The sequence below is a fragment of the Pseudomonas sp. BMS12 genome, from assembly GCF_001592875.1.
GTDB lineage: Bacteria > Pseudomonadota > Gammaproteobacteria > Pseudomonadales > Pseudomonadaceae > Aquipseudomonas.
In genome coordinates, this window is record NZ_LSOF01000025.1 from 8,486 (window position 1) to 21,257 (window position 12,772).

Annotated in this window: 8 protein-coding genes; 7 read left to right on the forward strand and 1 reads right to left on the reverse strand. The window is 65.2% G+C overall.

Annotation, left to right across the window (positions count from 1 at the left end):
• A partial coding sequence (locus AYB31_RS20045; RefSeq protein WP_068830785.1) for an HD-GYP domain-containing protein occupies nucleotides 1–1,048 on the forward strand: 1,048 nt, incomplete at its 5' end.
• 179 nt (nucleotides 1,049–1,227) lie between these two features.
• Nucleotides 1,228–2,238, forward strand: a complete 1,011-nt coding sequence (locus AYB31_RS20050) for a TRAP transporter substrate-binding protein (protein ID WP_068830786.1) — start codon at nucleotides 1,228–1,230, stop codon at nucleotides 2,236–2,238.
• 27 nt (nucleotides 2,239–2,265) lie between these two features.
• Here AYB31_RS20050 and AYB31_RS20055 read toward each other — a convergent pair whose 3' ends face one another.
• Entirely contained in the window at nucleotides 2,266–3,102 is an 837-nt protein-coding gene (locus AYB31_RS20055; protein WP_068830787.1) for a 23S rRNA (adenine(2030)-N(6))-methyltransferase RlmJ, read from the reverse strand.
• A 164-nt stretch (nucleotides 3,103–3,266) separates the two neighbouring features.
• On the opposite strand from AYB31_RS20055, the gene AYB31_RS20060 reads away from it, so the two are divergent.
• The 5 genes from AYB31_RS20060 to tssD all read left to right on the forward strand — a co-directional run.
• Nucleotides 3,267–5,069, forward strand: a complete 1,803-nt coding sequence (locus AYB31_RS20060; protein WP_068830788.1) for an acyl-CoA dehydrogenase — start codon at nucleotides 3,267–3,269, stop codon at nucleotides 5,067–5,069.
• 141 nt (nucleotides 5,070–5,210) lie between these two features.
• Nucleotides 5,211–6,959: a potassium/proton antiporter gene (locus tag AYB31_RS20065; protein WP_068830789.1), complete on the forward strand. Its 1,749-nt coding sequence runs from the start codon at nucleotides 5,211–5,213 to the stop codon at nucleotides 6,957–6,959.
• A gap of 79 nt (nucleotides 6,960–7,038) precedes the next feature.
• On the forward strand, nucleotides 7,039–10,356 hold the full coding sequence (gene mscK / locus AYB31_RS20070) for a mechanosensitive channel MscK (RefSeq protein WP_068830790.1): 3,318 nt from the start codon (nucleotides 7,039–7,041) through the stop codon (nucleotides 10,354–10,356).
• 64 nt (nucleotides 10,357–10,420) lie between these two features.
• Nucleotides 10,421–11,881: a protein adenylyltransferase SelO gene (gene selO, locus AYB31_RS20075; protein ID WP_068830791.1), complete on the forward strand. Its 1,461-nt coding sequence runs from the start codon at nucleotides 10,421–10,423 to the stop codon at nucleotides 11,879–11,881.
• A 606-nt stretch (nucleotides 11,882–12,487) separates the two neighbouring features.
• Nucleotides 12,488–12,772, forward strand: a 285-nt coding sequence (gene tssD, locus AYB31_RS20080) for a type VI secretion system tube protein TssD (RefSeq protein ID WP_153020760.1), incomplete at its 3' end; no start/stop codon positions are given.

The window sequence follows — 12,772 nt, forward strand, 5'->3', positions numbered from 1 at the left end:
GGCCGAACCCGCCGCCGAGCCGCAGGAGCCGGCGCCACCGGACCCCGCCGAACAGGCCCGCCAGGCCCGCGCCGCCAAGCTGAGTGCGCTGCGCAAGCGCCTGGCCGAGGTGGACCGCACCTTCGTCCAGGCCAGCCAGCGGGTGAAATCGCTCAACCAGGCCCTGCGCAACCAGCCGGAGGATGCTCTGAAACTGGCCGGCGAAGTGGTGCGCGAACTGGTCGATGCCCTGCTCGGCGAGGATGGCGCGGCCCTACACAGCATCAACGGCAAGGCCGCCGACGACGCCTACCTGCACCCGCTCAACGTCACCGTGCTGGCGGTAATGCTGGGTCGCCAGCTGGGCTATGACAGCGAGGCCTGCCACAGCCTGGGCCTGGGCGCATTGCTGCACGACATGGGCAAGCTGGAAGTGCCGAGCAAGGTGCTGCTCAAGGCCGAGCCCCTGACGCGCCCGGAGCAGCAGTTGCTGCAGCTGCATGTGGACTTCGGCCTGCGCCGCGGCCAGCAGCTGATGCTCGACGACGAAGTGCTGCGCATCATCCAGGAGCACCACGAGTACTGCGATGGCAGCGGCTACCCCAGAGGCCTGCGCGAGGCAGCAATCGGCCGCCTGAGTCGGGTGGTGAGCATCGCCAACGCCTTCGACAACCTGTGCAACCCGCTCAACCCAGGCGAAGGCCTGAGCCCGCACGAGGCCCTGGCACTGATGTTCAAGCTGCAGCGCGAGCGCTTCGACGAGGTCGCGCTGAAGGCCTTCATCCGTTGCATGGGCATCTACCCTCCGGGCAGCCTGGTGCAGCTGGAGGACGAGCGCTACGCACTGGTGCTGGGCATGCACCCCAGCCTGCCACTCAAGCCAACGCTGATCCTCTACGAGCCGAAAATCCCCAAGAACGAGGCGCTGATCGTCAATCTGGAACAGGAGCCGCAGCTGACCATTGCGCGCAGCCTGCGCCCGGCACAGCTACCGCCAGAGGCCCTGGAATACCTGAACCCGCGCCAGCAACTGAGCTACTACGTCGACCCGCGCACCTCGCGCAGCTGAGAGCCGTGAACAACCCGCCAGAGCAAGGATGCACCTCGTCACACTGACGAAAGTCGAATTGACTATTCGGTCACAAAGTCTTGCTATGCTCGCCCGCTTCCTGCAGACACCTGCGCCCGGCACAGCGTCAAATACGCCATGTCCAGCCGACGAAGACCAAGGAAATAAAAGGCATAACAATGAAAACCCTTATCTGCACCCTGCTTCTCGGGCTCTGCGCCGGCTTCGTTCAGGCCGCCGAAAAAGACAAGAGCTTCACCATCAAATTCTCCCATGTGGTCGCCGACGACACGCCCAAGGGCCAGGGCGCCCTGCTGTTCAAGCAGCTGGTCGCCGAGCGTCTGGGCGGCCGGGTGCAGGTTGAGGTATACCCCAACTCCAGCCTCTACGGCGATGCCAACGAGCTGCAGGCGCTGCAGAATGGGGACGTGCAGATGCTGGCGCCCTCGCTGGCCAAGTTCAGCCAGTACACCCAGCAACTGCAGGTATTCGACCTGCCGTTCCTGTTCGATGACCTCGATTCGGTCAATCGCTTCCAGAAAGGCGCCAAGGGCCGCCAGCTGCTCAGCGCCATGGAGAAGCACAATGTCACCGGCCTGGCCTACTGGCACAACGGCATGAAACAGCTGGCCGCCAACCGCGCGCTGATTCGCCCGAACGACGCCGCCGGGCTGAGCTTCCGCATCCAGCCTTCGCCGGTCATCGAGAGCCAGTTCGCCCAGCTTGGCGCCAAGGCGGTCAAGCTGCCGTTCGCGGAAACTCCCAATGCCCTGCGCGCCGGCACCATCCAGGGTACCGAGAACACCTGGTCGAACATCCACAGCCAGCACTATGTCGAGCAGCTGCCCTATCTCACCGAGAGCAACCACGGCGTGCTCGACTACATGCTGGTCAGCAATACCCAGTTCTGGTACTCGATTCCCCATGCCATACGCATGGAGCTGGAAGACATCATCGTCGAGGTGACCTATACCGTGAATCAGGCCGCCGAGCAGCAGAACCAGAATGATCGCCAGAAGCTGCTGGCGGGCGGCAAGGCCCAGGTGACGGCCCTCAACGAGGCCGAGCGCGAGGCCTGGCGTGGCGCCATGCGCCCGGTATGGCAGCAGTACGAGGGCGAGATCGGCGCCGACATCATCCGCGCCGCTGAGCGCGCCAACCGAAGCAGCAAGAGCCTGGCCAGCTACTAGCCGGCCGCGGCACGACTCGCTGCAGGGCTACTCGGCAACCGGCCAGTCCAGGCGCCAGTTGCCCTGGCTCTGCGCCAGCTTGCTGGCCAGCCAGGGCAGCAGCTGGCGCAGCTCCTCCTCCAGCCCCCAGGGCGCGTTGGCAATGGCCAGGCCGGAACCGGCCAGGCGGCTGGCATCATCCGGGGCATGCACGAACAGTTCGGCGCGCAGCAGCTTGGGCGCACTGGACTTCTCCAGGCCCTGGTAGAAACGCTTGAGCTGGCGTTCGTCCTTGATCGGGTACCAGATGACCACGACAGTCTGGCGCATGCGGCCGATGGCCTCGTCCAAGGCGGCAACACAGCGCTCCAGTTCGTCCGCCTTCTCGAACGGCGGGTCGATCAGCAGCAGCGCACGCTTTTCCGCCACCGGCAGCAGGGCGCGTGGCACGTGCCAGCCCTCGCCCAGATGCACGGCCACGCGGCGGTCACCCTTCATATTGTCCTTCAGCAGCTGACCGTCTTCGGGGTGCTTCTCGTTGAGCAGCACGCGGTCCTGCATGCGCGTCAGCTGGCGCGCCAGCTCCGGTGAGCCGGGGTAGTAGCGCAGCTGGCCATCCGGATTGAGCGCCTGCAGCACGCCGAAGTAGTCCTCGGTCAGCTCGGGCAGATCAGGGGCCTGCCACAGGCGGGCGATACCTTCCAGCCATTCGCCGGTGCGGCTGGCCTGGTCGCCCTTGAGGTCGTAGAGGCCGACGCCGGCATGGCTATCCAGGCAGACGAACGGCGCCTCCTTGCGCGACAACAGCGCGATGATGCGACTCAGGGTGATGTGCTTGAGCACGTCGGCATGGTTGCCGGCATGGAAGGCGTGACGGTAGTTCATGAAAAATTCCTCGCGAGGGCGCGGATTGTAGCCCGGATGCCCGCCACGGCGCATGACAGCCCCGTCCCCTACGAGGTTCTACCGCTTTATCACGCTTATGTATCTTGCTAGGCAGCCTTCATTCACCGGCCTAGACTCGCGCCATTCCACTGGAGGCCCGCCCCATGTCCGAGACCCTGCTCAGCTCCCGCAACCTGGCCTTCGAGCTCTATGAAGTGCTCGATGCCGAAGCCCTGACCCAGCGCGAGCGCTTCGCCGATCACAACCGCGAAACCTTCGACGCCGCGATCGACACCGCCCGCGGCATTGCCGAAGAGCTGTTCGCTCCGCACAACCGCAAGAACGACGAGCACGAGCCGCAGTACGTAGACGGCGCCGCGGTGCTGATCCCGGAAGTCGAGCCGGCGCTGCGCGCCTTCCACGAGGCCGGCTTCCTCAACGCCACCCGCGACTTCGAGGTCGGCGGCATGCAGCTGCCCAACCTGCTGTCGCAGGCCTGCTTTGCCCACTTCCAGTCGGCCAACTGCGCCACCAGCTCCTATTCGATGCTGACCATGGGCGTGGCCAACCTGATCGAAGAATTCGGCAGCGACGAGCAGAAGCAGCGCTTCCTGCAGCCGATCATCGACGGCCGCTTCTTCGGCACCATGGCCCTGACCGAGCCGCACGCCGGCTCTTCGCTGTCGGACATCCGCACCAAGGCCGAACCGCATGCCGACGGCAGCTACCGCCTGAAAGGCAACAAGATCTTCATCTCCGGCGGCGACCAGCCGATCTCCGAGAACATCGTGCACATGGTGCTGGCCAAGCTGCCGGACGCACCGCCCGGCGTGAAAGGCATCAGCCTGTTCATCGTGCCCAAGTTCCATGTCAACGACGACGGCAGCCTCGGCGCCCGCAACGACGTGACCCTGGCCGGCCTATTCCACAAGATGGGCTGGCGCGGCACCACCTCCACCGCGCTGAACTTCGGCGATAACGGCGAATGCGTCGGCTATCTGGTCGGCAAGCCGCACGCCGGCCTGAGCTACATGTTCCAGATGATGAACGAAGCGCGCATCGGCGTCGGCATGGGCGCCATCATGCTCGGCTACGCCGGCTATCTGTACTCGCTGGACTATGCGCGCAACCGTCCACAGGGCCGCCACCCCGATGGCAAGAACCCGGAGAGCCCGCAGGTATCCATCGTCGAACACACCGACGTGCGGCGCATGCTGCTGACCCAGAAGGCTTATGTGGAAGGCGCCTTCGACCTCGGCCTGTACGCGGCGCGCCTGTTCGACGACACCCAGACCCTGGCCACCGAGGCGGAGCGCAAGAGCGCGCTGGAGCTGCTCGACCTGCTGACGCCGATCGTCAAGTCCTGGCCCTCGGAGTTCTGCCTGAAGGCCAACGAACTGGCCATCCAGATTCTCGGCGGCCACGGCTACACCCGCGAGTACCCGGTGGAGCAGTACTACCGCGACAACCGCCTCAACCCGATCCACGAAGGCACCCACGGCATCCAGTCGCTCGACCTGCTGGGCCGCAAGGTCTCGATGAACGGCGGCGCCGCACTCAAGCAGCTGATGGGCCTGATCCAGGGCACCTGCCAGCGCGCCGAAGCCCATGCCTCGCTGAACGCCCTGCGCCAGCCGCTGGAGCAACTGGTCAACCGCCTCGGCAGCGTGACCCTGGCCCTGCTCGGCGACCTGATGGCCGGCAAGGTCAACCAGGGCCTGGCCAACTCGGCGCTGTACCTCAAGGTGTTCGGCCACGCGGTCATCGGCTGGCGCTGGCTGGAACAGGCGATTCGCGCCGAAGAAGGCCTGGCGCAGGGCAATGCCGCCGACGCCGAGTTCTACAAGGGCAAGCTGCAGGCCGCACGCTACTTCCTGACCTGGGAAGTGCCGGGCTGCCACCACGAGCTGGCCATTCTCGAAGCGCGTGACGACACCTGCCTGGGCATGCAGGACGCCTGGTTCTGATGGTGCTAAGCACCTGATTTGCCAGCAGGAAAGCCCCGCACTCGCGGGGCTTTTGTTTTGACAGTAGCGCGATGCCGCAGGTTAGAATCCGGCATGACCTCTGCATAGCCGGAGGCTCCCCCCTCTCGCCCGGAGTACGCCTTGGACGCCAGCGCCATCAACAGCCTGTTCCTGATCGGTGCGCTGCTGGTGGGCATGAGCATCCTGGTCAGCGCGTTCGGCTCGCGCTTCGGCATCCCGATCCTGGTGATCTTCCTCGCCGTGGGCATGCTCGCTGGCGTCGACGGGCCAGGCGGCATCCTCTTCAACGACTATTCCACCGCCTATCTGGTGGGCAACCTGGCGCTGGCGGTGATCCTCCTCGACGGCGGCATGCGCACCCGCGTCTCCAGCTTCCGCGTGGCGCTCTGGCCGTCACTGTCGCTGGCCACGGTGGGCGTGCTGATCACCGCCGGGCTGACCGGTGTTGCCGCGGCCTGGCTGTTCGGGCTGAGCTGGATGGAAGGCCTGCTGATCGGCGCCATCGTCGGCTCCACCGACGCCGCGGCGGTGTTCTCCCTGCTCGGCGGGCGCGGCCTCAACGAACGGGTCAGCGCCACCCTGGAAATCGAATCCGGCAGCAACGACCCGATGGCGGTGTTCCTCACCGTGACCCTGATCGACATGCTGGCCAGGGGCGAAGCCGGGCTCAGTTGGAGCTTCGCCGTACACCTGCTGCAGCAGTTCGGCCTCGGCGCGCTGTTCGGCCTCGGCGGCGGCTGGCTGCTGCTGCAGCTGGTCAACCGCATGACCCTGGCCGGCGGCCTCTACCCGCTGCTGGTGGTCAGTGGCGGGATGATCATCTTCGCCATCACCAACGCCGTGGGCGGCAGCGGCATTCTCGCCATCTACCTGTGCGGTCTGTTACTGGGTAACCGGCCGATCCGTTCGCGCCACGGCATTCTGCACATGCTCGATGGCCTGGCCTGGCTGGCGCAGATCGGCATGTTCCTGGTGCTCGGTCTGCTGGTCACCCCGCACGAGCTGCTGCCCATCGTCCTGCCGGCCCTGGGCCTGGCGTTGTGGATGATCCTGTTCGCCCGCCCGCTGTCGATCTTCCTCGGCCTGCTGCCGTTTCGTGCCTTCCACGACCGAGAGAAGGCCTTCATCGCCTGGGTCGGCCTGCGCGGCGCGGTGCCGATCATCCTCGCCGTGTTCCCGCTGATGGCCGGCCTGCCCAATGCCCAGCTGTTCTTCAACGTGGCCTTCTTCATCGTACTGGTCTCCCTGCTGCTGCAGGGCACCAGCCTGCCCTGGGCGGCCAAACTGCTGAAAGTGACGGTGCCGCCGGACCCCGCGCCGATCCATCGCGCCGGCCTGGAGGTACATCCCACCAGCCAGTGGGAGCTGTTCATCTATCGCCTGGGTGCCGAAAAGTGGTGCATCGGCGCACCGCTGCGTGCCCTGAAGATGCCCGAAGGCACCCGCGTAGCGGCACTGTTCCGCGGTGAAGAACTGCTGCACCCCTCCGGCAGTACCACCCTGGAGGCAGCCGACATCCTCTGCGTGATCGGCCACGAACACGACCTGCCGGCACTTGGCAAGCTGTTCAGCCAGGCCCCGCAACGCGGCCTGGACCTGCGCTTCTTCGGCGACTTCGTGCTGGAAGGCGACGCCGAACTGGCCGCCATCACCACGCTCTACGGTCTCAAGCTGGGCGAGGAAGACGGCCAGCAACCGCTGGGACGCTTCATCGCCCACGAGATCGGCGGCGAGCCTGTGGTCGGCGACCAGGTGGAGTGGAACGGTCTGACCTGGACCGTGGCACTGATGGAAGGGAACAAGGTACGCAAGGTCGGCGTCAGATTCCCCGAAGGCCAGGGCAAGCCAGGGCCTGGCCTGTTTCTCTAGACGCAAATCGGCGCCAACGCCTGGCGTCCGCCTGGCATATCATTAGCCGCAATCTTCAGCACGAGCCGCAATCGCGACCATGTCCTTACTGCGCCCCCTGTTTGCCAGCCTGCTCCTCGGCCTTTGCCTGAGTACCCAGCCGCTCGCCGCCGCCGAGTTGCCCTCGGCCAATCTGCTGCAGCAGAACCTCGACAACCTGAGCGAGCGCAAGCTGCCGGAAGCCGAGCACAACGCCCTCAAGGCCCACCTCGAGAGCACCCTTAACTTTCTCGCCAGCCGCGATGACAGCCAGCAGCGCCTGGTGTCGCTCAAGCGCCAGCTGCGCGACGCACCGAAACTGATCACCGACGCTCAGCGCGAGCTGACCCAGCTCAAGGCCACGGCACCGGTAGAAGTCGCCAAGCGCTACGCCAACTCCAGCGTCAGCCAGCTGGAGCAGATGCTCAGGGAGCGCGACGGCCAACTGAGTACCTGGCAACAGCAACTGGCCGAGGCCAACAGCCTGCTGATCACCGCACAGACCCGTCCGGAACGGGCCCAGACCGAGATCAGCAACAACCAGAGCCGCAGCCTGCAGATCAGCAACCAGCTCAAGAACGGCCGCGAAGCCAACAAACCCCTGAGCGCCGAGCGCCGCGAACAGCTCAGCGCCGAACTGGCCGCTCTGGAAGCGCAGACCGAACTGCGCCGCCAGGAGCTGGCCGGCAACAGCCTGCTGCAGGACCTCGGCAATGCCCGTCACGACCTGATGCAGGAGCGCATTCAGCGCGTGGAACAGGAAAGCCTCGACCTGCAGGCGCTGATCAATGAAAAGCGCCGGGCCAGCTCGGAGCAGACGGTTGCCGAACTCTCCCGCGAGGCCGAAAAAGCCACCCCGGACAGCCTGGTCGCCCGGGAAAGCGCCTCCAACCTGAAGATTTCCGACTACCTGCTACGTGCCACCGACCGCCTCAACGAGCTGAACAAGCTGAACCTGGAAACCAAGCAGAAGCTGGACAACGTCAACCAGGCCGCCAACGCCCTGGAAGAACAGATCGAAGTGCTCAAGGGCAGCCTGCTGCTGGCCAAGATCCTCTATCAGCAAAAGCAGGCGTTGCCGAAGCTGCAGCTGGATCGCAACCTGGCCGATGAAATCGCCGATATCCGCCTGTACCAGTTCGAGCTGAACCAGGCTCGCGACAAGCTGGGCAACCTGCAGACCTATGTCGATGGCTTGCTGGTCGGCCAACCGGCCGAGCAGGCCACCCCGCAGCTGCGCGCCACCCTGCTGGAGCTGGCGACCACCCGCAGCCAGCTGCTCGATCGCATGAGTAGCGACCTGAATGCCCTGCTCAATGCCTCCATCACCCTGCAGCTGAACCAGAAACAGCTGCAACAGGTGGCCGGTTCCCTGCGCGCCACACTCGACGAACAGATGTTCTGGATTCCCAGCAACAAGGCGCTCGATCTCGCCTGGCTGAAACAGGTACCGGAACTGCTTCAGCGGCAACTGGCCAACATCCCCTGGGGAGCGGCGATCAAAGAGCTCGGCGCCGGCCTGCTCGATCGGCCCTGGCTGTTCGCCCCGCTGTTGCTGCTGATCGGTGCCCTGCTCTGGCGCCGGAGCTGGCTGTACAGCAAGCTCAGCGCAGTGCATCAGGACATCGGCCACTACAAGCACGACAGCCAGCTGCATACCCCGCTGGCCCTGCTGATCAACCTGTTGCTGGCACTGCCGGTGGCACTGTTCCTGGCCCTCGGCGGCCTGGCACTGTTGCTGGACGCGCGCGGCCAGAACGCGACCCTGGGCACCGCCCTGCTGGAGATGGCCCAGGCCTGGATGGTGTTCTACACCCTCTACCGCATCCTCGCTCCCGGCGGCGTCGGCGAAGTGCACTTCCGCTGGCCACGCCCGCAGGTGCAGTACCTGCGCAAGCAGGCGCGCAGCCTGGGCATGGTGGTGCTGGCCCTGGTCGCCGTGGTCACCGTGGCGGAACACCAGCCAGCCATGCTGGCCGATGATGTGATCGGTGTGTTCGTGGTGCTGACCTGCTACATCCTGATGGCCGTACTGCTCAGCCGCCTGCTGCTGTCCGGGCCGATGCGCGAGAACACTTCGCCCTTCCGCCTGCTGCTCGGCCTGACGTTCACCCTGTTGCCCATCTGCCTGATCGCGGCAGTGGGCTTCGGTTACTACTACACCGCCCTCAAGCTCAGCGATCGCCTGATCGACACCCTCTACCTGCTGATCCTCTGGTTGCTGCTGGACGCCGTGTTTGCGCGCGGTCTGAGCGTGGCGGCGCGGCGCCTGGCCTACCAGCGCGCCCTGGCCAAGCGCCAGAACCAGGAAGGCAGCGACAACGAGGCCGCCGTGGAAGAGCCGACTCTGGGTATCGAAGAGATCAACCAGCAGTCCATGCGCCTGATCCGTCTGGCCCTGCTGGCCGGCTTCATCGGCTGCCTGTACCTGGTCTGGGCCGACCTGATCAGCGTGTTCACCTACCTGGACAACATCACCCTCTACGAATACAGCAGTGGTACCGGCGACGCCGTGACCATGGTGCCCATCAGCCTGCTCGACATCCTCGGCGCGCTGATCATAGTCGCCATCACCACCGTGCTGGCGCGCAACCTGCCCGGCCTACTGGAGGTGCTGGTACTGTCGCGCCTGAAGCTGGCGCAGGGCAGTGCCTACGCCACCACCACCCTGCTGTCCTATGTCCTGGCCGGCATCGGCTTCGTCGCTACCCTGTCCACGCTGGGCCTGAGCTGGGACAAGCTGCAGTGGCTGGTGGCGGCCCTCTCGGTGGGCCTGGGCTTCGGCCTGCAGGAGATCTTCGCCAACTTCATCTCCGGCCTGATCATCCTGTTCGAGCGCCCGGCACGCATCGGCGATGTGGTCACTATCGGCAACCTGTCCGGCACGGTCAGCCGCATCCGCATCCGCGCCACCACCATCACCGATTTCGACCACAAGGAAATCATCGTCCCCAACAAGACCTTCATCACCGACCAACTGGTGAACTGGTCGCTGACCGACACCATCACCCGCGTCACCCTGCAGATCGGTGTCGGTTACGGCTCCGACCTGGAGCTGGTACGCAAACTGCTGCTGCAGGCCGCCCGGGAGAACGCCCGCGTATTGCGCGATCCTGAGCCAGCAGTGTTCTTCCTCGCGTTTGGCGACAGCACCCTCAACCACGAACTGCGCATTCATGTGCGCGACCTGGGTGACCGCAATCCGGCCACCGATGAAATCAACCGCTTCATCGACCGCGCCTTCCGCGAGAACGGCATCGACATCTCCTTCCGCCAGCTCGACGTGCACGTGAAGAGCCTGCAGGGCGAGGAGTACCACCTGATCCGCAGCAAACCGCTGAACGACGACAGCGCGCCCTCGAACAACGGCGGCACGTGATCGCGGCTGGACGCTCCACGGCAACACCCAGCACAATGCTCGGGTATTGCCGTGGAGCCCTCCGTTGAAAAGCCTCGCCGACCTCGTGTTCGACAACCGCTTCGCCCGCCTGGGTGACGCCTTCTCCACCCATGTGCTGCCCGAACCCATCGCCGAGCCGCGCCTGGTAGTCGCGAGCGCCTCGGCCATGGCACTGCTCGACCTGGACCCATCCGAAGCCGACACCGAGGTATTCGCCGAGATCTTCGCCGGGCACAAGCTGTGGAGCGATGCCGAGCCGCGCGCCATGGTCTACTCCGGCCACCAGTTCGGCGTCTACAACCCACGCCTGGGCGATGGCCGCGGCCTGCTGCTGGGCGAGGTGGTCAACGACGCCGGCGAACACTGGGACCTGCATCTCAAGGGCGCAGGCCAGACGCCCTGGTCGCGCATGGGTGACGGCCGCGCCGTGCTGCGCAGCTCGATCCGCGAATTCCTCGCCAGCGAATACCTGCACGCCCTGGGCATTCCGACCAGCCGCGCCCTGTGCGTCACCGGTTCGAGCACGCCGGTATGGCGCGAAACGCAGGAAAGCGCCGCCATGGTGCTGCGCCTGGCCCAGAGCCATGTGCGCTTCGGCCACTTCGAGTACTTCTACTACACCAATCAGCACGAACTGCTGAAAACCCTCGGCGAGCATGTGCTGGCCTGCCACTTCCCCGAATGCCTGAAGGACGAGACCCCCTGGGCGGCCATGTTCCGCGAAGTGGTGGAGCGCAACGCCGCGCTGATCGCCCAGTGGCAGGCCTATGGTTTCTGTCACGGGGTGATGAACAGCGACAACATGTCGATCCTCGGCATCACCTTCGACTACGGTCCCTACGCCTTCCTCGACGACTTCGACGCCAGGCATATCTGCAACCACTCGGACGACTCCGGCCGCTACAGTTTCAGCAACCAGGTGCCCATCGCCCACTGGAACCTGGCCGCCCTGGCCCAGGCGCTGACTCCCTTCGTCGCGGTCGAGCAATTGCGCGAAACGCTCGCCCTGTTCCTGCCGCTGTACCAGGCTCACCACCTCGACCTGATGCGCCGCCGCCTGGGCCTGTCCACCGCAGAGGAAGGCGACGACGAACTGGTCGAACGCCTGCTGCAGCTGATGCAGGGCGGTGCAGTGGACTACTCGCTGTTCTTCCGCCACCTCGGCGACCAGGCTCCCGAACAGGCTCTGCGACAGCTACGCGAAGACTTCGTCGACCTGGCCGGCTTCGACCAGTGGAGCGATGACTACGTCGAGCGAGCCAGCCGCGAAGGTGGCCCGCAGGACGAGCGCCAAGCGCGCATGCATGCGGTCAATCCGCTTTACGTACTGCGCAACTACCTGGCCCAACAAGCCATCGAGGCCGCCGAGAAAGGCGACTACGCGCCGGTGCGCGAACTGCACGCCGTGCTGTCGCGCCCCTTCGAGGAGCAACCCGGCATGCAGCGCTACACCGAACGCCCACCGGAATGGGGCAAGCACCTGGAGATCAGCTGCTCGTCCTGAACAGCCTGCCTCTGGCGCCGAAGCGCATCGACTGGTGACGGCAATCGCGGGGGCGGCTGCCCTCATCAGGCACAGCTCCTCGCTCAGCTGAAGCGGGTTGGCAACAAGCACAGGTAGGAAGAGCTGGGCGGCACTCCGCCTTGGCCGCGACGCTTCTGTGCGGCCTAGTGGGGTGTCGCCCCTCCTACGCGTGGTTCAGCAGCTGAAACAGGGCGGGAACAAACTGCCTTTCGTGGGAGCGGCTTTAGCCGCGATGGGCCGGCTGAAGAGCATCGCGGCTAAAGCCGCTCCCACAAAACAAAGTCCACCGCCGCGATCCTGGGCCCTTATAACCGCAACTGCGCCACTTCTTGCACACCCCATTCCCAGAAATACCGACGCACCACCCGCCAACGCCCACTCAGCGGGCCCTGCATCACTTTGCGCAAGCCTCTGCACAGCCCTGCGCCAGTTGTTGCGCAACCTTTCGTGATCAGCCGCACAGGGTTTATCTCGTGCAGTGCCAGGCTCCGCTGCAAGCCGCGTAAATACTGGCCTGGCACGGCCCTTGTACTCCTGATGGTTCCCGGACCTTAGCGGTCCTCGTCTCAAAGCAAGGAGAGCACCATGCCAACACCCGCGTATCTGTCCCTCGAAGGCACCAAGCAAGGCCTGATCACCGCCGGCACCTTCACCGAGGACTCGGTCGGCAACATCTTCCAGGAAGGCCACGAGGATCAGATCCTGGTTCAGGCTTTCAACCACCAAGTCATCATCCCGCGCGACCCGCAGTCCGGCCAGCCGACCGGCCAGCGTGTGCACAAGCCGCTGATGATCACCAAGGTGTTCGACAAGTCCTCGCCGCTGATCTTCAACTCGCTGACCTCCGGTGAGCGCCTGAACAAGTGCCGT